At 53.5% G+C, this 25,719-nt stretch carries 22 protein-coding genes and 1 pseudogene; 15 read left to right on the plus strand and 8 right to left on the minus strand.

Translation table 11 applies throughout. The annotated features are described in order from the left end of the window. The first annotated feature begins 24 nt into the window (after window positions 1–24). The 6 genes and pseudogenes from I9187_RS16540 to I9187_RS16565 all read left to right on the plus strand — a co-directional run bounded on the left by I9187_RS16540 (window position 25) and on the right by I9187_RS16565 (window position 5,955). Window positions 25–333 (plus strand): GNAT family N-acetyltransferase, encoded by a 309-nt coding sequence (locus I9187_RS16540; RefSeq protein WP_209940259.1) that lies wholly within the window; start codon window positions 25–27, stop codon window positions 331–333. Further along, window positions 317–1,927 (plus strand): MFS transporter, encoded by a 1,611-nt coding sequence (locus tag I9187_RS16545; RefSeq protein ID WP_209940260.1) that lies wholly within the window; start codon window positions 317–319, stop codon window positions 1,925–1,927. The genes I9187_RS16540 and I9187_RS16545 overlap by 17 nt, the downstream gene beginning before the upstream one ends. A 56-nt stretch (window positions 1,928–1,983) precedes the next feature. After that, entirely contained in the window at window positions 1,984–2,826 is an 843-nt protein-coding gene (locus I9187_RS16550; protein ID WP_209940261.1) for an efflux RND transporter periplasmic adaptor subunit, read from the plus strand. Window positions 2,827–2,881: 55 nt separating this feature from the next. Then, window positions 2,882–3,334, plus strand: coding sequence for a (2Fe-2S)-binding protein (locus I9187_RS16555; protein ID WP_209940262.1), 453 nt, complete (start codon window positions 2,882–2,884; stop codon window positions 3,332–3,334). Window position 3,335: 1 nt separating this feature from the next. Continuing rightward, on the plus strand, window positions 3,336–5,516 hold the full coding sequence (locus I9187_RS16560; RefSeq protein WP_209940263.1) for a molybdopterin cofactor-binding domain-containing protein: 2,181 nt from the start codon (window positions 3,336–3,338) through the stop codon (window positions 5,514–5,516). A 73-nt stretch (window positions 5,517–5,589) separates the two neighbouring features. Then, a pseudogene (locus tag I9187_RS16565) lies at window positions 5,590–5,955 on the plus strand (pirin-like C-terminal cupin domain-containing protein). A gap of 729 nt (window positions 5,956–6,684) precedes the next feature. Here I9187_RS16565 and I9187_RS16570 read toward each other — a convergent pair. Beyond that, on the minus strand, window positions 6,685–7,317 hold the full coding sequence (locus I9187_RS16570) for a tyrosine-type recombinase/integrase (protein ID WP_209940265.1): 633 nt from the start codon (window positions 7,315–7,317) through the stop codon (window positions 6,685–6,687). A gap of 154 nt (window positions 7,318–7,471) precedes the next feature. Between I9187_RS16570 and I9187_RS16575 the strand changes: the two genes are divergently transcribed. From I9187_RS16575 to I9187_RS16590, 4 genes are all read left to right on the plus strand, one after another. Then, window positions 7,472–7,780: a hypothetical protein gene (locus I9187_RS16575; protein WP_171238767.1), complete on the plus strand. Its 309-nt coding sequence runs from the start codon at window positions 7,472–7,474 to the stop codon at window positions 7,778–7,780. Window positions 7,781–7,872: 92 nt separating this feature from the next. Beyond that, window positions 7,873–8,445: a peroxidase-related enzyme gene (locus I9187_RS16580; protein WP_093964968.1), complete on the plus strand. Its 573-nt coding sequence runs from the start codon at window positions 7,873–7,875 to the stop codon at window positions 8,443–8,445. A 223-nt stretch (window positions 8,446–8,668) separates the two neighbouring features. Beyond that, window positions 8,669–9,448 (plus strand): methyltransferase domain-containing protein, encoded by a 780-nt coding sequence (locus tag I9187_RS16585; protein WP_093965079.1) that lies wholly within the window; start codon window positions 8,669–8,671, stop codon window positions 9,446–9,448. 357 nt (window positions 9,449–9,805) lie between these two features. Next, window positions 9,806–10,819, plus strand: coding sequence for a LysR family transcriptional regulator (locus tag I9187_RS16590; protein ID WP_171180438.1), 1,014 nt, complete (start codon window positions 9,806–9,808; stop codon window positions 10,817–10,819). 163 nt (window positions 10,820–10,982) lie between these two features. Here the strand turns inward: I9187_RS16590 and I9187_RS16595 are convergent, their stop codons facing one another. The 3 genes from I9187_RS16595 to I9187_RS16605 form a co-directional block, all read right to left on the minus strand. After that, entirely contained in the window at window positions 10,983–11,432 is a 450-nt protein-coding gene (locus I9187_RS16595) for a MaoC family dehydratase (protein ID WP_170787436.1), read from the minus strand. 126 nt (window positions 11,433–11,558) lie between these two features. Next, window positions 11,559–12,350: a methyltransferase domain-containing protein gene (locus I9187_RS16600; protein ID WP_170805206.1), complete on the minus strand. Its 792-nt coding sequence runs from the start codon at window positions 12,348–12,350 to the stop codon at window positions 11,559–11,561. Between the two features lie 64 nt (window positions 12,351–12,414). Continuing rightward, on the minus strand, window positions 12,415–13,335 hold the full coding sequence (locus I9187_RS16605; protein ID WP_170805205.1) for a sulfurtransferase: 921 nt from the start codon (window positions 13,333–13,335) through the stop codon (window positions 12,415–12,417). Between the two features lie 266 nt (window positions 13,336–13,601). Here I9187_RS16605 and I9187_RS16610 point away from each other — a divergent pair, with 266 nt between their 5' ends. The 3 genes from I9187_RS16610 (at window position 13,602) to I9187_RS16620 (ending at window position 17,494) form a co-directional block, all read left to right on the plus strand. Beyond that, a complete protein-coding gene (locus I9187_RS16610; protein WP_209940264.1) occupies window positions 13,602–14,882 on the plus strand; it encodes a tetratricopeptide repeat protein in 1,281 nt (426 codons plus the stop codon). Window positions 14,883–15,265: 383 nt separating this feature from the next. Next, window positions 15,266–16,912, plus strand: coding sequence for a tetratricopeptide repeat protein (locus tag I9187_RS16615; RefSeq protein ID WP_171180433.1), 1,647 nt, complete (start codon window positions 15,266–15,268; stop codon window positions 16,910–16,912). 207 nt (window positions 16,913–17,119) lie between these two features. Then, window positions 17,120–17,494, plus strand: a complete 375-nt coding sequence (locus I9187_RS16620; protein ID WP_171180432.1) for a rhodanese-like domain-containing protein — start codon at window positions 17,120–17,122, stop codon at window positions 17,492–17,494. Window positions 17,495–17,547: 53 nt separating this feature from the next. On the opposite strand, the gene I9187_RS16625 is transcribed toward I9187_RS16620, so the two are convergent. Beyond that, entirely contained in the window at window positions 17,548–18,444 is an 897-nt protein-coding gene (locus I9187_RS16625) for a LysR family transcriptional regulator (RefSeq protein ID WP_170415292.1), read from the minus strand. A gap of 159 nt (window positions 18,445–18,603) precedes the next feature. On the opposite strand from I9187_RS16625, the gene I9187_RS16630 reads away from it, so the two are divergent. Together I9187_RS16630 and I9187_RS16635 are read left to right on the plus strand one after the other, a co-directional pair. After that, a complete protein-coding gene (locus tag I9187_RS16630; protein ID WP_170805200.1) occupies window positions 18,604–19,014 on the plus strand; it encodes a GFA family protein in 411 nt (136 codons plus the stop codon). Between the two features lie 31 nt (window positions 19,015–19,045). After that, complete coding sequence (locus I9187_RS16635) at window positions 19,046–19,240, plus strand: DUF1059 domain-containing protein (protein WP_170805199.1); 195 nt, start codon at window positions 19,046–19,048, stop codon at window positions 19,238–19,240. Window positions 19,241–19,484: 244 nt separating this feature from the next. Here the strand turns inward: I9187_RS16635 and I9187_RS16640 are convergent, their stop codons facing one another. From I9187_RS16640 to I9187_RS16650, 3 genes are all read right to left on the minus strand, one after another. After that, complete coding sequence (locus I9187_RS16640; RefSeq protein WP_253282942.1) at window positions 19,485–21,200, minus strand: adenylate/guanylate cyclase domain-containing protein; 1,716 nt, start codon at window positions 21,198–21,200, stop codon at window positions 19,485–19,487. A 1,699-nt stretch (window positions 21,201–22,899) separates the two neighbouring features. Further along, window positions 22,900–24,444 (minus strand): ShlB/FhaC/HecB family hemolysin secretion/activation protein, encoded by a 1,545-nt coding sequence (locus tag I9187_RS16645; protein WP_171180429.1) that lies wholly within the window; start codon window positions 24,442–24,444, stop codon window positions 22,900–22,902. A 219-nt stretch (window positions 24,445–24,663) separates the two neighbouring features. After that, window positions 24,664–25,596, minus strand: coding sequence for an SdiA-regulated domain-containing protein (locus I9187_RS16650; RefSeq protein ID WP_170790473.1), 933 nt, complete (start codon window positions 25,594–25,596; stop codon window positions 24,664–24,666). Between the last annotated feature and the right edge of the window lie 123 nt (window positions 25,597–25,719).

Raw genomic sequence — 25,719 nt, forward strand, 5'->3', positions numbered from 1 at the left:
CGGAAAGACCTCAGGAGATTTCCCATGTTGGATGACCAAAAGCTAAAAATCACTTACAGCGAAAGCGACACAAAGGCTCGGTACGGCGCTTCGGTGTCCGGGATCGCGAGCGAGGCGGAACTGACACTGTCTAAGGTCACGCCCAGCCTTGTCATCGCCGATCATACGTTTGTCCCGGATGAGCTGCGTGGCCGTGGCCTGGCGAGGGCCTTGGCTGCACAGCTTGTGGCAGACGCGCGCGACAAGGGTTTCCGCATAGTGCCTCTTTGCCCGTTTGTGCGGTCCTACGCCGAAAAAAACCGCGAGGAGTTGGCAGATGTCATCCAGTGGTAGTGTAGCAAAGTCTGCACCTGCGGCATCAAACTCAGCTTGGGCCCCGTTCAAACATCGGGCGTTCGCGCTTCTGTGGGTTGCGACACTCATCTCTAACGTCGGCACGTGGATGCATGATGTGGGCGCGGGTTGGTTGATGACAACGCTCAACTCATCCCCTGCTGTGGTCTCGTTGGTGCAGGCGGCAACAACCCTGCCGGTTTTTGTCTTTGCCTTGTACGCCGGAACGCTGGCGGATCGGCTTGATAAACGCAAATTGCTAATCACAGTGAACGTGGTGCTTCTGGCACTGGTGTCGGTGCTAACCGTGTTGGTTCAGCTTGAACTGGTAACACCTACGCTGCTGATCCTGTTCACGTTGGCCATCGGAACTGGCACAGCTTTCATGGCTCCTGCCTGGCAAGCAATCGTGCCAACCCTGGTGCCGCGTGATGCGTTGCAGCCAGCCATTGCGCTGAATTCAATGGGCATCAACATCAGCCGCGCGATCGGCCCGGCCTTGGCGGGCGTTCTGATTGCATCGGTCAGTCTGGCGGCCCCGTTTGCGGTCAACGCGGTCAGCTACCTTGTGATCATCGGCGCTCTGTTGCTTTGGAAGCATGAAGGCGGCGTTTCAAAGACATCTCAGCCTGTTTTGAACGCGATGATGACCGGCATGAGGCATGTCGCGCATAATGTAGCGCTGAAAGCGACGCTGATCCGGTCCTTCGCCTTTTTCATCTTTGCTTCGGCCTATTGGGCGCTGCTGCCACTGGTCGTGCGGACCATCGAAGGTGGTGGAGCCACGCTTTATGGCCTGTTGCTGACCTTGATCGGCACCGGGGCGGTTGCGGGCGCATTGACCCTGCCGAAGTTTCGGGCGCAGCTTGATGCCAGTACCACTGCCGCAGTGGGCACTGTTGGTACTGCGGTCGCAATGGCAGTTTTGGCTACGACATCAACGCCGCCGATGGCCTATGTCGCCGCGCTTTTGGGTGGCTTTAGCTGGATCGCGGTTCTGACGACATTCAACGTGTCGGCACAAACCGCGCTGCCCAATTGGGTCAGGGCGCGCGGGTTGGCCGTAAACCTGATGGTATTCTTCGGGTCCATGGCGTTCGGATCGGCACTGTGGGGGCAGGTTGCCACCGCGACCTCTGTGTCAGCAACGCTGCTGATCGCAGCAAGCGGTCTGATCGTTGGCTTAATAGCAACGCGCAAATGCCAGCTGGGACAAGGGGAAGATCTGGACCTGACACCCTCGATGCATTGGCCCGCGCCACAAGTTGCTTTGGAAGAAGACGGTTTGGGATTCCGTGGACCTGTCATGGTCGAAGTCGAGTATCGCATCCGCCCCGAAGACGAAGCCGCATTCCTGTCCGCGATCCAGGAATGGTCAGGCGAGCGCTGGCGCGATGGCGCCTATGATTGGCGTGTCTTCCAAAGTGCCGAAGACCCCGAGCTATGGGTCGAGGCCTTCATGGTTTCGTCCTGGGAAGAACATGAGGCTCAGCACGCTCGGGTGTCGCGGCAGGATCAGGATGTTCAAAAGACCGTCGCTGCTTTCGACACCAGAGAAAGCGGACCCGTCGTCCGCCATCTGATTGCGCCATGATGAGAGTGTTTGAAATGCTTTGCCCATCCACCTCAAAATGGTGCGGTTTGCCGGTCATGCTTCTTGCAGCTTTATTCGGATTTCACGGGCCTGACTGCGCGTCAGCTGGAGACCTAGGATTTGAAGGCCGTATCGAAGCAGTTGAACGGTCGGACGTGTACAGCCGCGCAGAAGGCATTGTCGAAGAGGTACTTGTCGCCCAAGGCGATTATGTGGAGGCAGGCACTCCACTGCTTTGGCTGCGAAATGATCTCGAAAAACTGGCGGTTGATGCCGCAATTTCAGAGCTGGCCAAGGCCGAGGCTTTGCTGGATCAAGCGCGCGATAAAATGGAACGCGCCGCTCAGTTGTCCACGCGAGGAACCGCAACAGAGGTCGCCTTGTTCGAAGCGGAAACCAACCTGAAATTGGCTGAGGCGGAAACCGCGTTGGTGGAAACGGAGTTGAAGATCGCGCAAACGAATTACGACGACACGCTCATCCGCGCGCCGATCTCTGGCCATGTTGAAGATCCACAGGTCGGGCCGGGGTCACTGGTTGAGTTCAGTTCTGGTGACCCGCCCTTGTTTCAGATCGTGAACCTTGACCGCCTGCGCGTTATTTTTGAGATCCCTTACGCCCACTGGGTCGAGAAGATGAACGGGAATGACGCGCGTCCAAGCGCATCTTCGGATTTGGCCCAGTTTCGCATTGTGTCGGAAACTGGCGTGGTATTGCAAAAGCCCTTCACGCAAACTGGTTCGGCCGTCTGGGTGGACGACAAAAACGGCAAAATTCGGGTGTGGGCGGATTTGGAGAACCCCGACCCGGCTTTGCTGCCGGGATTGAAAGTTCGTGTCACGCCTGTGGTCCCTTCGGGCACCGGGGTCCGGCAGAACCACTCCATGGTCAGGCCATGACGAAACCCACTCCACACGACCCCATCAACATCAGGCATCACAAGGACGGTTCCAAATGATCAAATTCGAATTGAACGGCCGACCCGTAGAGGTAAATAACCCTCCCGACGAAATGCTGCTGCTGGTCCTTCGGGACACACTCAAACTGCAGGGCACGAAATACGGGTGCGGTGCTGCCATGTGTGGGGCCTGTACGGTGCATGTGGATGGTGTTGCGAGCTTCGCGTGCCAGATGTCGGTTAGCGACGTGGAGGATGCGCAAGTCACGACCATCGAAGGATTGTCCGAAGACGGCTCGCATCCTGTTCAAAAGGCTTGGATTACTGAAGAGGTCGCACAATGCGGCTATTGCCAGTCGGGCCAAATCATGCGCGCAGCGGCACTTCTGGCGGGCAATCCATCCCCGACACGACAGGAAATCGTCGATGAGATGAGCGCAAACCTTTGTCGCTGCGGAACGTACAACCGCATTTTCAAAGCCATCGAACGCGCAGCCAAGGAGGTTTGAGATGACTATGACCATGAACCGCCGAGGTTTTCTAAAAGGCGCCGCTGGCCTGACGTTTTTTATCGGTGCGGGAGGGATCTCATCAGTCCGGGCTGAGGCAGCTGTTGGCACTCTGGATGTCAATCACTGGTTGACGATCCGGGCTGATGGAAGCATCCGTATCGTCTTCCCTTCGACTGAAATGGGGCAAAGCAGCTATTCCACGCTGCCACAAATCCTTGCTGAGGAACTGGATGCAGCATGGGACGACGTTGAGATCGAAAAGCTAAACGCTGATGATCGACGCTTTGGAAATCAGCTGTTTGGCGGTGTTTTGTATACGGCTGGCAGCACTGGAACGCAGTTCTACTTTGACCCGATGCGCAAGGCAGGCGCGCAGGCCCGCGACGTGTTGCTGCAAATCGCAGCGCGTGAATGGGGTGTGGAAAAAGCCAGCCTCAGGACCGAACCAAGCGTTGTTTTGGGCCCGGATGGCCAACAGGCAGGGTATGGTGAACTGGCGGCGCTCGGTTCAAGGGATGTGACGGTACCAGACGCTGAATCCGTGCCTCTGAAAGACCCATCCGCGTTTCGGATTATCGGGCAAGATCTACCACGTCGCGACGTTCCGGCCAAAAGCACAGGTCAGGCCGAATATGCGATCGATGTGGATGTTCCCAATATGGCCTATGCAGCTGTTTTGCGCGCGCCTGTTGAAGACGAAGTACCGCTCTCCATCAACGAATCTGCCGCACGCGAAGTACCGGGCGTCATAGACATCGTGACGGTACCGGACGGAGTCGCCGTAGTTGCGGAAAGCCTGTGGTCTGCCTTGGGGGCACGGGGCTTGCTTGAGGTCGAATGGTCCACCACTTCACCGTTCCGCACCTCAAACAGCGAAGAGACGCTGGCCGAATACGCCGCTGCTGTCAGTGATCCTGAAGCTTCGGGTGTTACCTGGGCCGAAAAAGGCGACGCCCCTGCAGCCATTGGCAACGCTGACCGTCAGTATTCGCAGCTTTATCTTTCGGACTATGCCTACCATGCTCAGATTGAACCGATGGCGGCCGTTGCCGACGTAGATGCGGACGGGCAAGGTGCTGAGGTTTGGGCGGGCACGCAAACGCAGTCTTGGACCGCGCGCACTGTGTCCGAGGTGTTGGGTATCCCCGTCGAAAACGTTCGTCTGAACATGATGACAATGGGCGGAGGCTTTGGTCGACGCACAGCCCTGATGCAAAACTATGTGCGTGATGCGGTGTTGTGTTCGAAGGCCGTTGGACGCCCTGTCAAAGTGATCTGGCCGCGTGAAGACGACGTGAAGCAAGGGACATTCCGCCCCGCTGCGGCCCAAAAGCTTGAGGCGGGTCTGACTGCGGATGGAAAACTCGACGGGTGGTATCACAAGGTCGCCACACCAACAGTCATTGGGTTTTTCAATCCCGTGCGTTGGGATGCGGTGAACCCGAACGATGTGATTTCAATGCGGGGTGCCGAGAGCAAGTTCTATGGGATCAAGGATTTCCGCGCCGATCATCTGATCATGGACCGGCACGCCCGCCTTGCCCCCTATCGCGGCATTGGTGCGTCCTACACGGCCTTTGCTGCAGAGTGTTTCATGGACGAACTGGCAGAACAAGCCGGGCGGGACCCATTGGAGTTCCGGCTAGATCTTGTTTCAGAAAACCCACGCGGGCGGCGCTTGCTTGAGAAGGTGGCCCAGATGTCTGATTGGCAAAACCGGGGCGATCGAAACTTAGGGATTTCTTTTGCGGGCTACAGCTCGTCCATGGCCGCAGGTGTTGCGGAAGTTGAAGTCTACGCGGACAGCGGAGAGATCCAGATTACCAACTTCTGGGCCGCGATAGATGCGGGCCTGATTGTCACGCCGGACAACGCTCTCAATCAGATCGAAGGTGGCATCGTATTTGGTATCTCGATGGCTCTTTCTGAAAAGATCGACATCGAAAACGGCGAGGTGGTGCAGAGCAACTTCTGGGACTACGAGATCACACGCGCGTCGCAGATGCCGGAAATCGAGATCTACGTTGCAGAGGTCGATGCGCCGCCTGTTGGTGTCGGTGAAGTTGGCACTCCGATGGTACCTGCGGCCATTGCCAACGCGTTCTACGCCGCGCAAGGCAAGCGTCTGCGCCACATGCCATTTACGCCGGATCGCGTCACCGCCACGCTGGAAACGTAAGGGCCTAAGGATGCTGCCGGTCATTTCCTGTGACCGGCGCGTTTGCCAATGTCGGTAAAAAAGGACCTTCTGCATGAGTTGGAACCCCACGTTTACCGCCGAATGCCCAATTAGCTCGGCGGAAAGTGTTGAAACGTTGATCATACCGCGCGCCCGTGATCTTGGAGGCTTTGAAGTCAGGCGCGCATTGCCTGCCCCCGAACGCTAGATGGTCGGATCGTTCATCTTTTTCGACCAGATGAGCGAGGAGCGTTATATCTGGTGGAACTTCGTTTCATCGTCCCGAGACAGGATTGAAGAGGCCAAAGAGGCTTGGAAAGCGGCGGATTGGGCCAATGGTCCATTCAAACTGCCGCCGGGTGACGAAGCTGAGCATATCCCGATCACGCCAGAACTTGAGCAAACCTTGACCAATAGAATAACCGAGCCTTCGGCCTGATTTTTTGACCGGGTTTACGGGTTTCTGAAGCCCGCAAACCCGGTCTAGAAGCCCAGATATTTCGTGCCTGGTCCGCTGTTGCAATTGGGCGATAGTATTTGATGGTCATCTGAGTGTTTCATTTGTTTTGGGTCAGAAATGCTTGACGTTCGAGTCAGAATTGGATGACGCGATCGACCAATTTGATGAGGTTTTGACAGCCGGTTGAGTCAAATTTTAGTGATGTTCCACATTTTCTGCTGAGCGTCGCACAAACCTGACCCAACCGTCACAGTTGGACCAAAAATAATGTGAATGTCCGCATTCAGATGGCACCCCAAGTCAAACCTGCTTTCCACCGCAAAAATAGTTGCCAGACTGAGATCAGTTGCTGTTAAAAATCAGTTCGCTTTTTTCGCCTTACGAAGAACCAAAATCGTGGATTCGCATGCCAATGTCGGCAGTCAACGCATTGCGGCTACTCGTGCAAGGCGCAGCATTCGGAATAATGGGCTCGAAGAGGATGTTCGCCGCACTTTTCATGAGTGACTGCTTACTTCGCACAAGCAGTTACTTGGGAGTGATGACGCCCCAGCTACTGACCTGAGCCCAGCGATCCGGGCGGGAGATTCAACTCAATAGACGACGATGGTGACGCTCGTTTCGGCTCAGAAGCCCCGTGGATGGTCGACACTCATGCGACAATTGCCAGTCACGAAAAGCGGGCGACTCTTGCCGCCCGCTTAATCTTCACACTTCGATCTTTTCTGCGATACTCAGCGCGTCTTCCAATTCAGCGCCAAGATATCGAACTGTGCTGTCAACCTTGGTGTGGCCAAGCAAGAGCTGCACCGCGCGTAGATTGCCCGTTTTCCGGTAGATCAGTGCCGCTTTTGTGCGTCTCAGCGAATGCGTGCCGTAACCGTTTGGCTCCAAACCAATCGCCGACACCCAATCGCGGACCAAACGCGCGTACTGTCGCGTCGATATATGCGGCCTTTCGTGGAAGCGGCTTGGGAAAAGGAAATTGCGTCCAAGCATCTCCGGGCGACTTACCCAGGTCCAGATGGACTGGCGGGTATTTTCCGAAACCTCGAATTTGACTGGCCGCTTTGTTTTGCTCTGGACAACTGTCACGCGTTCGCGGACACGATCACCAGCAACAAGATCGGCTACGTTCAAACGAACGAGATCGCAGCCTCGCAGCTTGCTATCGATCGCAAGATTGAAGAGTGCCAAGTCCCTGAGATTGTCCGAGAGTTCAAGCCGGGCGCGGATGGCCCAAACCTGCTTCGCGAGAAGCGGGCGTTTCTGGCCTATATGGCGACCTTTGTTCCACGGCGGGCTCTTCGGTTTGATGGCAGGAAGTTGAATGATGGACATCGTTTGTCCTCCATCCTTCCCTCCCTCTCCAGGCACCGACACCGTGTCGACCAACTGAATCTATCAGAGAGCTAAAGACAGGTTTCATCAGAGTACTCGACGTTCGTTAGCAGCGCAGCGTATGACCGCATCGAGCCCAAAGGAGACTTAGGCTATGGGCGCAGCATTTGTCGTTTGGGCGGGAAGCGGAAGTTCGCTGCAGCCGCGAGCAAACCTGGCTGCAATGATCGAAGCCGCCATTCAATCGGCGCAATTTCCGGGCTCTGTTCTGCACCGCCGCAGGGCGGCTCCGAGCCCAAAGTGCAAATTTCTGCACCGTGCATCAATGCCGGCAATGCGCAGAATGCTGACTTTGCAAATTTACGAGAACGGCTCAAATGAAATTGCCTTTAACCAAGCAGCAACAAGTTGGGGGTGTCGTCTGGCAAACTTACCGTTCGCAGTATCCCAACAGAATCTCTGAGCGGAACCCGAAATTGCTTCAAGGTTGCGTAAACAACGTTGGTTCCTCACTTTGAGAAAACGTAATCCATAGCAAGATTGAAAGAGAATTAAATGAAACGCCTGTTTCCATCTCTGCCGGAGAACGCGACACTTGGAAGTGTCTATCAAGCCTTTCCAGATAAACTTTCTCCGCTTTGTGCGTACGAAAGCCTTGTGATGAGGGGCGAGAGCGACCTCTCGGTTGCTGAACGTGAACTCATTGCGGCCTATGTCTCGGGATTGAATGCTTGTGCGTATTGCCATGGGGCGCACATCGTTTTCGCCAAAGCCTACGGTATTGAAGTCGAGACAATCGAGGCACTGATGGAAGACCGCGATACGGCGCCCGTCGAGGATCACCTCAAACCGTTGCTGGCATACATTGAAAAGCTCACTGTCTCACCATCCCGAATGACAGAAGCCGACGCTAGAGCAGTCTACGCGGCAGGCTGGTCGGAGAGTGCGCTGTTCGATGCTATCCAAGTTTGCGGTGTCTTTAATCTCGTGAACCGCTTCATAGAAGGAACAGGTGTCCAAAGCCCTGGCACCGACCCAAGAGAAGCGGACGAAGCCACTTTAAACCGATGCCGCAGTGACAGCTTCTATACCGATTTCGGACGAGAGAACGGCCTCGACATCCCTTGAATTGATGTTGTTCTAACGTTCGAAACGCCACGAAAAGCTGGTCCGATAGAGCGGCAGATGCGTCCTTCGCTCTCGGGGTTAAATCATTCGTCGGATCAAGTCGGCGCATTCATTTATTGTTGGTGGATCCATGTTCAAGCCTCAACGATCCGTCCTGCTTTTCGTAGATAACTCAATTTCTGATAAGGTTTTGGGGGCATGTGGGCTTTGTAAGGGTGGAGAGTTGCTTAAATTTGACGCTGAAACAACGAAATTACTTGAAATCGCCTATCAAGGCGCAGAACTGACGCGGCGAAGACAGGCTTCATTCGATGCGCTGTGCCCGGCTCCTGGTGAAACTATTTTGGACATCGGTTGTGGCAACGGGATGTTGACAGTTGAGTTGGCCCGGGCAGTTGGCTCGGATGGCTATGTCATCGGGATCGACCCAAGCGCTGACATGACGGCAGCTGCTAGAGAACGGTGCAGCGACTACGCAAACGTGGAGTTTCGTGCTGGTGCCGCAAATAGCTTGCCCATTGAGGATGAGAGTGCTGACAAGGCCGTCTCGGTACAGGTCTTTGAGTACATCGAAGACGTAGACGGTGCGTTGGCTGACACGCTGCGGTGCGTCAAACCCGGCGGGCGCCTCGTCATCAGCGATCTACACTTTGGCAGCTTGATCTGGTTCAGCGATGAGCCCGACAGAATGCAAAAGATGCTGACATCCTGGAACCAGCACTTTGTGAGTGGTTCCGTCCCGGAAAGACTGCCCGCGCTGATAAAGGCTCGCGGCGACCGTGTGGAAGATGTCTTGTCGTTCACAATGACGGATCACCAGTTGAAGCCTGATGGCCTCGCAATCATGATGATGCACCTCATGAAGCAATACACTGTCGCAAATGACCATGTTGATCCCGCAGTTGCGCAATCGTGGTTTGATGAGCAGCTCAGCCTTGCAAGGACTGGACGCTTCTTCTTTTCGATGACCCAATTTGTTGTCGTGGTGCGCAAAAAGGGGTGATTGAGCTAAGTAAATCGGCCTGGGTTCTTTCGCGGGCTTCATGAAAGTCTCGTATTGGTACTTACTCAATGGCTACAACACAGGTGCGTGGCTGCCACTTCCAGCTTGCAGCTGCATTTGGCGTGATCTAATCGCCTTATTCGGCCGATTGTCACCAAGTGTCGTCAGAACCTTCCTGGATACAGACTCACCATGTTCTGCACGTCAAGCTCACTCGAAAACGCATCGGGATTACTCCAGATCACGTCATTAATATAGTCGCGTTCAGCGTGAAAATCGTCAGCTGTAGGCCGCGGCTTCCGGGCTTCGGGGAAGCCTCTCTTGGTCCTACCGAACAGTCCACCAAATACGGTCCAGATGCTGGGTGACATTGTATGGGAAGCCATCTCATGGTCCTTTCCGAGTTGCTTGCGCTGTCGCAACAACAGTAACTGTTCACCTGTTTTTCTGGTATCCGGCACAAAATTGTGCTGTTCTAAAAAAATGAAGAACGGGTTCCGAAATTGGTCGGATATTCGTGTGTTCCTCTCTGTCTTGAGAGAAGGATCGACGCTTGCGGCCTCCAGAAAGCTAAAGGTCTCCCAACCAACGGTCGCCCGACGCATTGATGTTCTCGAAAGAGAAACAGGCTTGACGCTGTTTGAGCGTGGTACGCACGGGTTCAAACCGACCCCAGAAGCCCTTCGCCTCGTTCCCCTCGCCGAAGCAATCGAGGCTTCAGTCCTCGAATTTACCGATTGCGCGAAGGAATTGACGTCGACACAACCCATCCGTATCACCGCTTATTCGGCAAACTTCTCCGCACGCATGATTGAAATCGTAAACGAGTTTTCCGCCGACAATCAGGATGTCGCATTCGAGTTTTTGTCCAGCGTTCGGGCGCTGGACCTGATGGCGGGCGAGGCCGACATTGCTTTGCGCCTTGCAAGAACCGATCCCGATCCTGACCTGATCTGTCGTAAGATCAGCACGGCCCGCTGGTCTTTGTTCGGCAGCAAAAATTACGCGGACAAATTTGGCTTACCGGGGTCAACGAATGATCTGGCCGGGCATCAGTTTGTTACCTTTCAGCGGGACGATGTGCCCAATGTATTCCACGAATGGTTGACCAATCACGTGGAGCCGGACCAGATCGTCATGTCTTTCACTGAACTGGAGCTAATGCATGCGGCGATCAGGTCAGGGCAAGGCCTTGGGATCAGCAATGTCAAGCTGGTGGAAACAGACATGTCTTTTATCCGATGTTTCGACGAAATCCCCGAACTTGCGGTGCCGCACCTAATGCTCATTTCGCCGGAAGCTTATCGCCGGCCAGAGGTTAGAGCCTTCGTTAAGTTCTTCGCACCTCGCTATGCGGCAATCTACAAGTAGTTATTTAGGCAAAAAGGATTGATAACACGCGAACAAGCTAGTTTGCATGTACGCCACGACCGCAATTGCGAATAGAAGCCTTATGTAGCAAGCCCAAGGATACTCTTGAAGATGACAATGGGAGTTCAAATTGATCGCCGCGCCCAAGTCGCTGCAAACTGCCTTAACTCCGATATGCCATCACGTGGTGCATAACCAGGTTAAGAACTTCAACATCGTTCTGGTTAAATGTCTGGTATCGGAATTTGACCGTTCCCCGGTCTGGCTTCGAACGTGACGGTGTAATCGCCTCAACCGTGACGCGCACGCTGATCGTGTCACCGGAATACACCGGAGCCAGCCACCGTACCTCGTCCATTCCATGTCCACCCAGATTGGTTCCGGTAAGTACACCAGTGTCGCGAAACAACCTGAAAGTAAGCGCTATTGTCTGAAATCCACTGGCAATGAGACCGCCGAACATCGACTCTGCGGCAGCCACTTTGTTAACGTGGAAGGGCTGCGGGTCATGAACCAGTGCGAAGTCAATAATCGCTCCCTCGGTCAGCGTGACGCCACCGGTTTCGAAGGTTTCGCCAACCGACAAATCGTCGATGTATTTTCCGCTAGCCATGGCAAAAGTATAGTTTGATGCAGACTCAACCGTCAACGCGGAGCCAGGCTCGGCCGCCACTAATGCTGCATTGTCTTTCGACCATGGCAAAGATCGTAATGGAGAACTAAGTCAGTGGTCGTTGACCTATGCCGCGGCGACAAATAGGTGCGCTTCTTGCGGTACGTGCAATACGCCTTCTTTGTCATATCTAGACAAAGCGTCTGCAACCTCTTCCACGACCTTGTTGGTGACGTCAGCACCTGCATCCTTAAGATCGGTTTCGATTGGCAGCGCCATGATTTGCGCGCGAAGATCAATAAATCTTCGCTCAAGTACCAATGGCTCGTGACGAGCTATCTTGAAGCCTGCATCGACCAACAACTTAGAAATGAGGTCCCCATCTCGAAACGAAAAAGGCGCTCTGGCCTTGATTGCGGCATCTGTTCCAACATGGCGCTCGAGAGCTTTTGCAAGCGCTCCATTGAAGGGCGACACTGCACGCCAACATGTCAAAAATAGCTGACCGTCATTGCGCAAGATCCGATGAACTTCCTGCAAAGCCGCGGATTTGTCGGGGAAGAACTGAAGCCCCTGTTGTATGAAGGCATAGTCAAACGTAGCATTTTCGAAAGGTAACTCGGTTACATCCTCTGCATACCACTCGAGCACATGACGACAATCCGGCTGATTGGATTGCGCGACCTCAATCATGGTTTCGTTCAGATCTACGCCAACAACCCGGCCTTCGCCCGTCAGTTTCCTTGCAATCTCTCGCGTCAAAGCCCCGGTGCCGCATGCAATGTCGATAACACAAGTGCCGCTTCGAAGCTGAACCTTCTGCATTGTTGCTTCAGCCAATGGACCGAACATCGCAGGCACACTATGGTTGTTGTACTTCTGCGCAGCTTCTTTGGTCAGCCGGAATTTGTCCGTCATCAAAAATATCCTCCTAGCAAAGCGTTAATAATTGGACCACCCAAAGTGACCCAAAATCGTAGTCTCACGAGGCTTCAACTGGAAGGCTCTCATCGGCGCTCCACTCAGCCCATGAACCATCATACAGGCGGGACTTTTCGAACCCCATTTGGCGCAGCGCAAGGAGCCCACAAGAAGCAGCTATGCCACGGCCGCAATAAGCGATGACCTCATCGTCAGTTTGAATTCCCTTGTCCTGATAGTGCTTGAGGAGCTTGGAATGATCCGCCAACTTGAATGACCCACGTTCCTTTAGTTTAGCTGCACGTTCGGATATGGGTGTGTGTGCCAAGTCCGGATCGATGTTCGATATCGCCGGTATGTTGACCGCACTGGGGATATGTCCCGAGCGACCTCCCCATGTGTGAACTCCGTCGCCTCGGAAGAGGTCGTTTGGTAGAAAGTCCACAATTCTGACTCTGGGTTTACCTATCGCATCCAAGACATCAGCTTTGCGGGCAATCCAATTGCTCTGCACTGTTGGTTCAAAGTCACCATGCTCAACGGCTAGATCGCCAGTTTCAGTGGTCCGACCTTCGAGTTTCCATTGCTGCAAGCCGCCGTCCAAGACCCGCACGTTGTTATGGCCATAGTGCGAAAGTGCCCACCAAAGACGCGCAGACGCCAACGGAAGCCCAGAGTCATCGTAGACCACGACATGACTGTCGTTGGAAACACCCAACTCTCGCATCTTTTCCCCAAAATCCTCTGGCCCGAGCATCATATCGGGAGTGTTCTGAGTGCTGTCTGCAAGCTCTGTCGACATGCCAACATACACTGCGCCAGGAATGTGCTCGGCTTGGAATTCGCTCCTATCATCATAGGCCACGCCCTTGCCGTTTTCCTCCCTAAACTTCCAGCGAACATCAATGATGCGTAGTTTCGGGTCAGTCAGGTTATCTGCCAACCAAGCCGTATCAATGAGCGGGCGAGTTTGGGTAGTCATACCTACGTTCTCCTCTAACCGGACGCGGGTCGAGCCGTATGCAATAATCCCCAAATTTGGTTTCGGAGTCCAATTTTGGAAAATCGATATTTGATGAAGCAACTATGGTTTGAACGGCTTTTAGATGATTTCATGAGACTTCTGAAAGAAACGGATGCTGAAATCATGGCGCCTCGTACCGTCGATTTCCTTTGACTCGTTTATGGCTAGGCATGCTCATATAGCTAACTGACGGACAGGTTTGGTACAGATAGTGGAAGGTTTGGATGCTTGAAGATCGATACGGAAGCCCGCTAACGACCACATCACAAACTGCGCGAGACGCGTACGTTGAAGGCATCGACCGTTTTCTGGGTGCTTTTGATGATGTTGAAGAAGCCTACCGATCAGCAATGCGGGCAGATGATGGTTTTGCTATGCCGCATGTTGGGCTTGCGCGCTACCTTGTTACTGTCGGGCGTGGACAAGATGCAAAGCGTGAAATAGCCGTCGCAAAAGAACTTTCGCATGGCGTCAGCCCGCGCGAAGCCGCCCAGATCGACATTATCAGCGATCTCATTGAGGGGCGTGCACCGCAGGCCTACAGGCGCATCCGAGATCACGTCGCAGACCATCCGCGAGATATTTTGCTTGCTCAGACATGTACCAGCGTATTTGGCTTAATAGGGTTTTCAGGTCAGGCTGGACGCGAGGCAGAGCAGCTTGCGTACACAACCATGTTAAAGCCACACTATGGCGACGACTGGTGGTTTCTCTGCCAGCATGCATTTGCCCAGATGGAGGCCGGACAGATTGGCCCGGCCGCGGAAAACATCGAGCGCGCGCTTGAATTGAAGCCTGACAGCGCACACAGTGCACATGTCAGGGCCCATCTCTACTATGAGAACGGGGAGACGGACGCTGGCTACGCTTATCTTCGCGAGTTCTGGCAAGACTATCCCTTCACAGCGTATCTGCACTGCCATCTCAGCTGGCACGTCGCTCTTTGGGCGCTTGAGAGCGGCGATGTGGCAGGTATGTGGAAGCTGTTCGATGATTATGTTTCCCCCGACCGACCACCTGCGCCACCACTGAACGTTCTGACTGATAGTGTGGCAATTGTTCACCGCGCCTTTTTGGCTGGCGAGCAAATTACTCAGGAGCGTTGGCAACAACTCAGCGACTATGCTGTTCAGTTCTTTCCTTCACCTGGTTTGGCTTTTGCGGATGTTCACGCTGCTCTTGCGCATGCGATGGCTGGAAACAGAGAGCGTCTGGAAGCAACCATTGACGGCGCAAAGGGACCCGCAGGCCCCACCGTTGCTTCGGTAGCAGGCGCATTCCGTGCGTTGGCGGATGGAAATGCGGACGAAGCGATTGAGAAATTCGTAAGTGTCATGTCTGAGCACGAACGCCTTGGTGGTAGCCGGGCGCAACGCGACATTGTTGAGTTTTCATTGGCGCATGCGCTGGCAATATCGGGACAATCGAATGAAGCTCGACGTATCCTCAACATGCATCGACCGCATACCTCTCACGACCATGCAGTTGCCACGCTAGAAGGGTAGGGTGCCCGTATTTTTGACGCCCGCAATGAGCCCAAATTACACGTTTTCAACGCCAGTTAGAACAGAAGCTGTCGCACGACGTTACCAGGCCCCGAAAGTGTTGGTTGGCGGAAAAGACCAACCTGACTGCCGACATCAGCTTTCTCAAAAGACCGTCTTAGGTGTGCGAGCGGTGTTTGTGGTCTTGTCGGTGGGCTAGTGTGGAGGGATTGGACGGTGCCTCACGCACGTAGCCGATAAGTTGATCAGTCGCCAAGGAGAGTGCTTCGATCAAATGGGGCTCATATAAGTCGGGTCTATGCCTTGGGTCGGCTTTGATGTCGCCAGTATCGAGAAACAGCCCATTGTGGTAACCTCCTACCTTTAATTAGGGGGTTATTGTGATGGAATACTATGATCTCGGTAGCTACAGCCGAAAGATCACAACCTCGTCGGACGAAGCCCAGCTTTGGTTTGATCGTGGTTTGGCTTGGACTTACGCGTACAACCACGAAGAAGCGATTGTATGCTTTCAGAATGCCGTGGCTGCGGATCCAAATTGCGCAATGGCGCATTGGGGCATCGCGTATTGCATTGGGCCGAACTACAACAAGCCCTGGGAAACATTCGAAGAAGACGAGAAGCCTGACTGTATCGCCTTGGCAAAAGCGTCAATCGAGGCTGCTGCGTCGTTAAAGGACAAACTGACGCCTGTTGAGCGCGCGCTCATCGAAGCCATTCCGGCTCGTTATCCATCCTCATCGGATATCGAGGATTTTAGCCCATGGAATGATGCATTCGCTGATGCGATGCGAAAGGTTCACTCTGAATTCGATCAGGATCTGGACGTGTCTGCGATTCTGGCCGAGTCGCTCATGAACCGGACACCTTGGCAGCTTTGGGATTTGCCGACTGGGAAACCAGCGGATGGAGCCGATACACTTGAAGCCATAGCAGTCCTCGAAACTGCATTTGATACACTCCTCGGAGCATGGGAACACGCAGGGCTCCTGCACATGTACATTCACCTGATGGAAATGTCGCCCCACCCCGAACGGGCACTGCGTCACGGCGATGTGCTCAGCACGCTGGTGCCCGAGGCCGGGCATTTGCTTCACATGCCCACCCATATTGACGTCTTGTGTGGAGATTACATGAACGTTGTGTTGCGTAATCACAAAGCCATCTTGTCAGATCGAAAGTTCCTGGAACGCGAAGGCCCTGACAACTTCTATTCCGTTTACAGGTGTCATAACTACCACTTCAAAATCTACGGAGCGATGTTTTTGGGGCAGCCAACGGCGGCACTGGAAGCTGCTGATGAGCTTGTCGAAACTTTACCTTCAGAGACACTTCGGCCAATGGCTGATTGGTTCGAGGCGTTCATTCCTATGAAACAACATGTATTGATCAGGTTTGGACGCTGGCAGGCTATCCTTGATCAGGATTTACCTGAAGATGCGGAGCTCTACAGCGTCACTATCGCCATGATGCGGTATGCAAGGACGGTCGCCTTGGCCAACCTACACAGGGTCGCTGAAGCCGAGAGTGAAAAAGCCAAGTTCTATGATGCTCTAGCCAGAGTTCCTGAGACCCGAATGCTGTTCAACAACACATGCCGGGACATTCTGAAGGTCGCTGAGCAAATGATGCTGGGTGAGTTGGCCTATCACACAGGAGAGCACGAAACGGCCTTTGACCACCTGCGAAAGTCAGTCGAGATCGACGACAACTTGCCATACGACGAGCCCTGGGGCTGGATGCAACCCACCCGTCATGCGCTGGGTGCTCTTCTTCTTGAACAGGGCCAGATGGAGGAAGCCGAAGCTGTTTACCGTGCAGACCTTGGCCTGGATGCAACGCTTAGCCGGGCCTGTCAGCATCCGGGCAACGTCTGGAGCCTGCATGGCTTGCACGAATGTCTCGCCCGGCGCGGTGAAACGGTCGAAGCCGCCCACATTAAGCTACAACTGGACAAGGCCGCTGCCCGCGCCGAGGTGCCGATAAAGGCGTCGTGTTATTGCAGGCAGAAGGCGTTGGCCGCCGAGTAATCTCGGATCAACAGCAATGGCTGGGGCAATTGCGAGGCCCGCTTCTGCCGTTGATCGGGACTTGTTTAACTTCGTTGATGGCAACCGTCTGGGCGACCACAAGACCGGCAATCATCGCTTGGATGCCGTTTTGCGGTAAATCAGCCGCATGGTAGCATCGCGTAGGATTTGCAGTCGGGGGGCAACATGGTCTTAACATTCGCACAAATGGAAACTCAGGAAATATCCAAAGCAAATCCAATTTCAGCAACTGACGCGCTGGCAGTACTGATCGAAGACCCCAACGCACTTGTGGTGGACGTAAGGGATAGCGCTGAAATTGCGGCCACAGGTATCAGCCCAAGAGCAATTCCGGCTCCTGGTCGCGCCGTCGCTTGGATGGCAGACCTTGAAAGTGAATACAGATCTCAAGAGTTACAGGATCGTGCAAGGCGAATTTTCACCACTTGTGGCGGAGCTCCGAGCTATCGAGGCGCGGCAGCGGCAAATGTATTGACTGCGATGGGTTTTCAAAACGTGCAGTTCATCGATGGAGGGATGGCGGCTCTGATCGCAGCGGGCTCCTCTACAAAGCAGCCTTAAAAAAGGCGAAACCAACGGTGATGAGCAAACACGCAGGGGTCAATAGAAGCTTCTCAGCTTGCAGAGTTGTGTCTCGATACGACTTGCGACTGAGATTTTAGCCAATTGACGAAAACCTTAGCCTCGGGGCGCTGAAATTCTGCCTGCGTCTGGATGTAATAGACGCCGAAGAGAGGCTCAGAGAACAATTCAATCATCCGACCAGATGACAGATCGTCCTCGAAAAAAGCTCTGGCAGAATACGTGATACCGTCACCCCGGCGAACCGCAGTCATGATCAGGTTCCCCGGCATGTGATTTATCGTCAATGGCTCGAGAGGTACGACCCCATGATAGGTGAACCAGTCGGCCGCTTCGTTGGTGCCCAGTTCCTGCAACCAAGGCAGTTTTGTCAGAGAGGCCGGGTCACGCAGATCTTGGCCTTCCACCAGTGAAGGTGTCCCGATCACGACCATGTCGGAAACAAGGACAGTATCCTCTTCTTTTCTCGGCATGCGTCTGTCGTGATACCGAATGGCGACATCGATACCACCTGGTCTTATCTGAACCAGTTCCGAAGTTGGGTTCAGCATCAAAGTGATCTCTGGATGTTCGCGTTGAAACTCTGCCATTCTCGGCAACAGCCACTCCACCGCGAATGCTGGTGACATTGTCACTTGAACGGGACGCTGCGCTGTGTGTTCTGCCAGTCGTTCGACACCCCTTCCAATGATTTCAAAGCCGATACCCAGTTCACGCGCAAGAATGATGCCTGGCTCTGTCAATTCAATGCTGCGCCCACGTTTAGCAACAAGAGCTACACCCAAGTGCCTTTCCAACGATTTCACCTGCTGGCTGACAGCCGCTTGGGTCACGTTCAAGCGTTCAGCCGCTACAGTGTAACTCCCAGCCTTCGCAACCGCTGAGAAGGCGCGCAAAGCGTTCATTGGGGGAAGGTGCAACCAATCCATACTGTAGTTTTTCTAAAGTTTTGTTAGACTATTTGAGTCGCATGATATCGACATTCTTGACATTATTCACAGTGAAATCTGCGCTGCTATTATAAAATATTGGAGCGGATGCTTTAGTGCTGATGTCAACCTAGCCGCATGCCAGGAGATCTTGATACGATGGAAAAACTTCAAGGTGGATGTTACTGTGGTGCTGTTCGATACCAGATCGCGACACCACCTGTCTGGTCGGGACATTGCCATTGTCGTTCATGCCAAATGGCCCTTGGCGGTGCCTTTGTAACTTGGGCTAAAGTGGCAGCGGAAGACTTCGTAGTTATCAAAGGCGAAATCCAACACATTGAGAAAACTTCGGGTATTCGCCGCGGGTTTTGTCGGGACTGTGGAACGACGTTGACCTATGCCGCCCTAAATGAAGTTGAGGGCCAAGACTGGAGCGCTGATGCGTGGTTTTCTGCTGTAACGTTGGACGACCCATCGATTGCACAACCCATGGCCCACATCTTCGTGTCACATCAGCAGCCATGGATAAAACTCGACGACGGGCTGCCGACGTTTCCTGAATTCTAGATAACTTTCCGAGCGAACAGAGGAGAAAGCGATGAACGCTGCTTATTCATATGCCTGCAAGGATTGCGAGGGCATGGAGGCCTGCCCAGGGAAAGTGATCGCAGCGACCAAAGATGAAGTATGGAAACTCATGGAGCTCCACGCGGTGGTCGCTCATGGAGAGGACCCCAGCTCGTGGGATGCCGACACTCGGGCATATCTGGAAACACTAATAAAGCCCGCTTGATCAAATAAATTAAGCTTCAAGTTCCTACGGATAATCGGCCAAAATTATCAACTTGGTTGCTTAACCGCGAAGGGCAGCTTTCGTCTGCTACTGGGAAATTGCTGGGCCCATTTGTGAGTATCCGGGTTTGGACTGCGGCCTACCGCCAAGGCGCCTAGAAGCGCACGGCCATCACGAACCCAAATCGGAAACGTGTGAGATTGGTTTGCATCACAAACCATCCTGCTACAGCGAAACCTTGCTCCTATTCAGGCAAACCGGCTAGTCGCAATGACGCACAGTCTTTCTCCAGCCTTTTTCTGTCAGAGAAAAGTTGAGTATTCGCCCAGTCCGATATGGAAAACTGAGGGCGGTATTTCATCACATTCCGTGCTTCATCGCGAGCGGCCTCAAGGTTCTCCGTCTCTACATGGACGATTACGAGGTCGAGGTGACCAAAGCCTTCAACCCTTTGACCATATTCGGTGAATGCTTTCTTGGCTTCCTCGTATTGACCGTCGAGTCGAAGGGCTAAACCCAGAACGCCTGCATACCAACCTGGATAGTGAGGGTTCAGGGTAATGGCTTGTTGTGCGACTTGGATCGCTTCATTTGCCTGGCCATTGAAAGCTAGGGTGATTGACAGTCTGGCAGCCACGTCAGCGTGGTTTGGATTCAGCGCTAGTGCCTCGTTGAACTTCTCGATAGCCGAAACCAGCTTGCCATCGATTGCATCCGCAAAACCCGCAATAGCGTGAGCCTCTGGGTTGTAGCTGTCTATTTCCAGAGCCCGCTGAGCGCAGTCACGAGCCTCCGCTAGCGCGGCACGCCGGTCAGCAACAAATCCATGTCGTGCTTCGACAGTGCAAATGAATCCCAAAGTACAATACGGAGCCGAGTAACCCGGGTCGAGTGCAATTGCCTGTTGTGCAAATCGGCGAGCGTCGGCCTGAGCTTCCCTGGTAATTCTGCGCGAAGCCTCAACGGCCTTTAGTTGAGCGGTCCACGCGCCTAGGTTATTTGTGCCGGATCCTCTGAAACGAGCCATTTCTCCCGCCAACAGTTCGACTTGAAGCTCGGTTGCAATCCTAAGTGCGATTTCATCCTGAACTTCGAATACATCTTCAATGAGGCGATCATAGCGGTCTGCCCAAATATGCATGCCGGACTTTGCATCGATTAGCTGTGCTGTGATCCTCACCCGGTTACCGCTTTGACGGACACTTCCCTCAAGAACAAGATCGACACCCTGCTCCAGACCGACCTGTTTCACGTCAACGGAGCGACCTTTGTAGACGAATGTAGAGTTACGCGCGACGACTAGTAAATTCGGGAGTTTTGATAAAGTGGTGATGATCTCTTCGGTAATTCCATCTGCAAAAAACTCCTGATCCGGGTCAGAAGAAAGATTATCGAAAGGTAAGACGCCGATTAGCAGAGACTTTGTATGGCTAGCCGGAGTTACTCGCGGTGGGGCAGAACCTGGCGGCGACCATTGGAAAACTTCTATTGGTGACGGCGCGTTCTTAAACTGTCGCTCTCCAGCGCGATAAAATTGCTCAGCGAGGCGCTCGTCAAGGCTGCGATGGACGACATCTGAAATTAACACAGCCCCTTCGTTGGAAGCCTCTTGTAGACGTGCAGATAGATTGATGCCATCGCCGAAAATGTCATCTTCGTCGAATACGACATCTCCAAGATGCACACCCACTCGTAGTTTCAATGAGGACTGAGTCGACACCTGGCTTTGAAGATCAAGGGCGCATCGTACTGCATCAGATACCGAGTTAAACTCGACTATCCATCCATCACCCATCCTCTTAACGACATTACCTCGATGATCGCTAACCAAAGGATCAAATAACTCTCGACGTAGAACACGAAGTTCGCTGAGAGTCCTATTTTCATCTGCCTTAATCTGGCCTGAGTAGTTTACTACATCTGCCGAGAGTACTGCGGAAAGTCTGCGGTCTCCATTCATGTCTATTGGTAACGCAAATTACGCTGCTTGGAAAAGACAACATGATTTCCTGAACGTCGCGCATGTCCTAGTGAACGGTTTGGTGCAAAACTGAAAAGCTTGACTGTGAATGCCTGCTTCGGGCCGGACCTGCCAAACATGCAAGCTGCGGAGAATGGCCGCTTCGAGCCCAAACCAACCGATGTTGCTGAAAGCACCAATGTCAGCGATGCGCAGAAAGCTGACTTTGCAAAGTTGCCGTTCAACGTTTCGCTTGCCCGACCTGACCGTCCCAGATGGTCGGAGGCTCTTCTTGGAAGTGCGGCACTTTAGATTGTTGTCCTAATTGAGGCAAATTTAGGTACAGAGCATTTTTGGGCTACGTCAGCCAACGTAAACGCCAGGGAATATGGGCAATACGAAATCCAATTATCCAGATGACAATTGACGAACTATTGGTCGACTAATCTCATTGTCCGAGCAAAACCTACCATGCGAGCTTCAGCGCTGCTTTCGTTTGACCGAAATAATGCATCCAGAATGTTTTGGATGCCTTGCAGGCACATCCCGTGCCATTGCGTCCACGTTTCCCAGGTGCCGTAACGCTCCGTTGTTCAGCAACACGCCTCGCCCAGCATCATAACGGCGCTGTCCAAATCCGCTGGCAACGCATTCCCAGTCTTCCTTGGCCGCCGCGTTGCGGAATCTCGGTAGGTCGTGCGGGTCATGTCGTCCAGGTGTTGCTGCGACGTGATCGTGTTTCTTCGCATTGCTTTGGTGCGTTAGATGGTGGGTCACTTGTGTTGTGCCAGGTTGCTGGACAGTACCGGTTGTCGGCCTCGGCTTAGGGCGCATGATTGTCACGACGCCTTGTGGCTTCGGATGCCCTGGGACTGCCACGTGAGTTGCCGTCGGTTTTGGTGTCAACTGTGGAACCTGGCCAGGAACCGCCGTGGGAACCTGATTGGGGGTTGCGGTTGGGACAAGCGGTGGTGTCGCCGTAGTACCGCTGGGTTGCGGAACACGGCCGGGCACTGCGACCGGAATCTGGTTTGGTGTTGCAGTTGGGACGAGCGGTGGCACAGCAGTTTGTCCAGTGGGCTGAGGTGGGACCTGACCAGGAACTGCGACTGGTATTTGGTTTGGTGTTGCGGTGGGCACAAGTGGCGGCACCGCTGTTGGGCCGGTGGGTTGAGGCGGAACCTGGCCAGGGGTAGCGACCGGAACTTGATTGGGAGTTGCAGTCGGAACTTGCGACGGCACCGCGGTAGGACCGGCGACCAATGGTGGAACCTGATTGGGAACGGCTGTCGGAACCCGGTTTGGTGTCGCGTTTGGTGCCAAAGGCGGAGCTAGAGTTGGCGCTACTACCGGCGTGGGAACCTGACCAGGAACCGCTATCGGTGTCGCAATAGGAACCTGACCGGGAATTGCGTTCGGGACCGCGCCCGGCGCAAGGACTGGAACAGTAACGGACGTGGGCGTTTGCTGCGTTCCCTTAGGCGGCAACTGATTTGCCACCGGCTGAGTTGGGCCAGTAACTTGATTACCTGCCCCTTGCCCACCAGCCTGCCCGCACCCTTGGCTCGACTGGTGTGGGTTCCCTACACCTCGGCACCACCCGTAGTGATTTCCGCGGGCAAAGACCTGAGTAACGGCCAGTTCTGTAATTAGACAAGTTGCGGTAAGTACAGCAATTCGGTTCAGTTTCATAACATTCTCACCAACTTGTTGTCAGAGCAAGATACGCGCCAGGATCGCCAGAGTCGGTCAAAGGGCCGTCTCTCAAAGGGACACCGACATATCCGGACAGAAATAGATTTTTCTTAAACTCAATGTCCAAACCCAGACCTGTCGACGCCAGTGTAGCATTATCAACTTCGAAACTCGCAGGGTCATTGTTCGAGATGTAACCCACGTCGAAAAAGGCAAAGGGCGTTAAGCGATGTACGCTCTGGGAACTGGGGAAGTAGGAATGAGACACTTCGAAAATCGCGGAAATCCCGGAATCGCCATCCACTTCGTCAAAACGATATCCGCGCAAAGCATAACGATCACCAAGGAAGTACTCTTCGACCGAGGGCAGCCGGTCTGTTGTGTACTGCCCCCAGATCTCGGTTCGCCAAGCTGTGTTGGGAGACAAGCCCGTTAGCGGGCTTTCGTATCCGACGCCGCCTCGTAGATGCCAGAACGAAGAGTCCCCGTCGTCAAAATTCGCGTCTGTCGTGTCGTTGTCATTGTCACCAAAAGATAAGGTTAGCCCCGCTTCCAGAGCTTGTCCCTTTGGATAGTTTTGCCCGTAAAGATATGTAAGGCCAACGACACTCGCGTCACTGGATAGTGGAACGCCACCACTGACTGAGTCCGCTTTTGAAAGGCGATAGTCCAACAGAAGATACCCATAACGGGCCACATCGCGGATCACGGGGTAACCCATCGCGACTGTGAAGTTCTCGCCGTCAATATCTGTTCTCGCAAAGTCCCCCGAGAGGTCACGTTTTGCGTTTATGTTCCCGTAGAAGATCTCACCGTACAGACCATTGCTGTTCAGCGGCGTGCGATAGGTAAGAGCGCCCCATAAAGAGTGTTCATCGTCTTTGTCCCAATTGTAATTGCCTGATCCCTCAAATCGCAGCAAATCCCCGACGGTCAGCGTTGAATAAAACTCTTGTACGACATAGAAGCTGAGCGCTTCTCCAAGCTCACGCGGAGGGTTGTCGAGTGTCGCACTACCGGCTTGTTTGCGCAGAGGTTCTCCCAATACCCTCAGCCGAGCACCAGCCTGATCCGGGTAATCAAGTTCGGTCGACACGTCCAAATCGGGTATGTCCTCGGCTAGCATAACCGCCCGCTCAAATCGTTTGAGAGTTATTGGATATGCGGTGGTGAGGGGCTGAAAAATCTTCTCTAGTGTTTTGAACGTGCGAGTATCTACGCCTTCAATTTCGATGGTTTGAATGCGCCCTTCATCAACAACTATGCTCTGCCCATCGGGACCAGGCCACGCCTCAGCTAAGAAGTAGCCGTCTTCTCGGTAGATCTGAGTGATCGTTGATGCGACCTCCACCGCTGTAATGCGCCCTGATCGATCAAAGGCCAACTGACCGGCAAAAGTTAACAGCTCATCCGCATCATACACCGTTACGCCGCTGACCGAGTGCTGGGATGCGATGTCCCAGGTTTGGGCAATGCTACTTCTTGGAACTGATGCAGTGGCCACAAGAGTGCAAATGATCGCAAAAACAACTGATCTGAATACGCGCATTTTTGACAACCTTAAAGTGACTGAGCATGTTGAAGTCCAATGTTATTATGTGGTTCGCATGTGTGAACCTGACGCTACTCGAATGTATTGATGGGTGATGTTTTTAAGAAACACAGTGAACAGAACGCAGATTTACTTATTACGCCGCACATACGACGGCGCTGAATTACATAAACCGGCTTTTCAACAAGTTAGAGTAGAGAACTAGTAGGACAGTCCTCACAATTCCGGTTGCTCAAAAACATAAAGCCGCGATTTCTTGGCATCGTCTGTTAGGACATAGAGAAGCCCTTTGGTCTCATCGAGAGCGATTCCTTCGGGATGTTTAACTTCCTTTTGTTTGCCATCTTCTGTGAACGTCAAACTGATAGACTTTACGGACTTGGACTCTGGATTGTAGACGAAGATTTGACGGCCTTTGTCACTTACAATCCAAAGAGAACGTGAGGACGGGGACCATGCTAGGCCGCTCAAATCCAGTTCATCATCATCTACACGCTCGGAGATAAAACCTGCATCGCGGGCTAAAGGAATGATCTCAACAATTTCGTCTAGCGCTGGTGATACGACCATTAACAACCTTGGTTGTCCTTCAATGCCAATGAAGACCCGCCCCGATTCCGGGTCAACAGCGATACCTTCGGGTCCCTTGTTTAATGGGTTGCCAACGAGTAATTCAGCGGCGGCCGAGTAACCTTTAAGAGATGTGAGAGGTATTGTTGTCAATTGAATGGGTTCGGTTGGGTGAACGACTAGAATTGATCGGTCAGTTTCCTGAAGCACCAAAACAGACCCATCCTTTCGAGGTGCAACACCCTCCAAATCTGATCCTGCCAATGCTGGCAACTTGAAAGAGTTTCCTAATACCCCGTCGACTCTGAGTAGGTGCAGTTTAGGTTCGGCATCACTTACAGACCACAAGAAGCCTTCAGCGTTAGACATTGCCAAACCGGAAGGCTCTGAGAAGCCTTCCGATTTATCTGCCACCTTGAATTTATCGACCAGAACCAAACCAGCACTTTCGGCGTAGGCAAAATTGGTCCAAGGCAAGAAGGCTGCCGCAACCGAGCTGGCCGTAAAAGCGAGTCGTCTAAGTTTGCAGAAACACCGTGAAATTTCAGCTTTTGACGAAAACACTCTGTTTTCTGTCATTGGATTCTCTCGCGCTTGGACCACATCCCTGTATCAGCGTTCGTATCACAGTCCGGATGCGATGTCCGGAGAATGCACGGTAATCTCTTTACCTGATCGCGCCTGTTGCGATTGAATTGGACA

It is taken from the genome of Ruegeria sp. HKCCE4148, from assembly GCF_017872495.1.
Classification (GTDB): domain Bacteria; phylum Pseudomonadota; class Alphaproteobacteria; order Rhodobacterales; family Rhodobacteraceae; genus Ruegeria.

Bases quoted from the DNA above. Each gene is read 5' to 3' on its own strand.
- I9187_RS16540 (WP_209940259.1), top strand. From the start codon at position 25: ATGTTGGATGACCAAAAGCTAAAAATCACTTACAGCGAAAGCGACACA.
- I9187_RS16545 (WP_209940260.1), top strand. From the start codon at position 317: ATGTCATCCAGTGGTAGTGTAGCAAAGTCTGCACCTGCGGCATCAAAC.
- I9187_RS16550 (WP_209940261.1), top strand. From the start codon at position 1,984: ATGCTTCTTGCAGCTTTATTCGGATTTCACGGGCCTGACTGCGCGTCA.
- I9187_RS16555 (WP_209940262.1), top strand. From the start codon at position 2,882: ATGATCAAATTCGAATTGAACGGCCGACCCGTAGAGGTAAATAACCCT.
- I9187_RS16560 (WP_209940263.1), top strand. From the start codon at position 3,336: ATGACTATGACCATGAACCGCCGAGGTTTTCTAAAAGGCGCCGCTGGC.
- I9187_RS16570 (WP_209940265.1), bottom strand. From the start codon at position 7,317: ATGTCCATCATTCAACTTCCTGCCATCAAACCGAAGAGCCCGCCGTGG.
- I9187_RS16575 (WP_171238767.1), top strand. From the start codon at position 7,472: ATGGGCGCAGCATTTGTCGTTTGGGCGGGAAGCGGAAGTTCGCTGCAG.
- I9187_RS16580 (WP_093964968.1), top strand. From the start codon at position 7,873: ATGAAACGCCTGTTTCCATCTCTGCCGGAGAACGCGACACTTGGAAGT.
- I9187_RS16590 (WP_171180438.1), top strand. From the start codon at position 9,806: ATGCTGGGTGACATTGTATGGGAAGCCATCTCATGGTCCTTTCCGAGT.
- I9187_RS16595 (WP_170787436.1), bottom strand. From the start codon at position 11,432: ATGGCTAGCGGAAAATACATCGACGATTTGTCGGTTGGCGAAACCTTC.
- I9187_RS16600 (WP_170805206.1), bottom strand. From the start codon at position 12,350: ATGACGGACAAATTCCGGCTGACCAAAGAAGCTGCGCAGAAGTACAAC.
- I9187_RS16605 (WP_170805205.1), bottom strand. From the start codon at position 13,335: ATGACTACCCAAACTCGCCCGCTCATTGATACGGCTTGGTTGGCAGAT.
- I9187_RS16610 (WP_209940264.1), top strand. From the start codon at position 13,602: ATGCTTGAAGATCGATACGGAAGCCCGCTAACGACCACATCACAAACT.
- I9187_RS16615 (WP_171180433.1), top strand. From the start codon at position 15,266: ATGGAATACTATGATCTCGGTAGCTACAGCCGAAAGATCACAACCTCG.
- I9187_RS16620 (WP_171180432.1), top strand. From the start codon at position 17,120: ATGGAAACTCAGGAAATATCCAAAGCAAATCCAATTTCAGCAACTGAC.
- I9187_RS16625 (WP_170415292.1), bottom strand. From the start codon at position 18,444: ATGGATTGGTTGCACCTTCCCCCAATGAACGCTTTGCGCGCCTTCTCA.
- I9187_RS16630 (WP_170805200.1), top strand. From the start codon at position 18,604: ATGGAAAAACTTCAAGGTGGATGTTACTGTGGTGCTGTTCGATACCAG.
- I9187_RS16635 (WP_170805199.1), top strand. From the start codon at position 19,046: ATGAACGCTGCTTATTCATATGCCTGCAAGGATTGCGAGGGCATGGAG.
- I9187_RS16640 (WP_253282942.1), bottom strand. From the start codon at position 21,200: ATGAATGGAGACCGCAGACTTTCCGCAGTACTCTCGGCAGATGTAGTA.
- I9187_RS16645 (WP_171180429.1), bottom strand. From the start codon at position 24,444: ATGCGCGTATTCAGATCAGTTGTTTTTGCGATCATTTGCACTCTTGTG.
- I9187_RS16650 (WP_170790473.1), bottom strand. From the start codon at position 25,596: ATGACAGAAAACAGAGTGTTTTCGTCAAAAGCTGAAATTTCACGGTGT.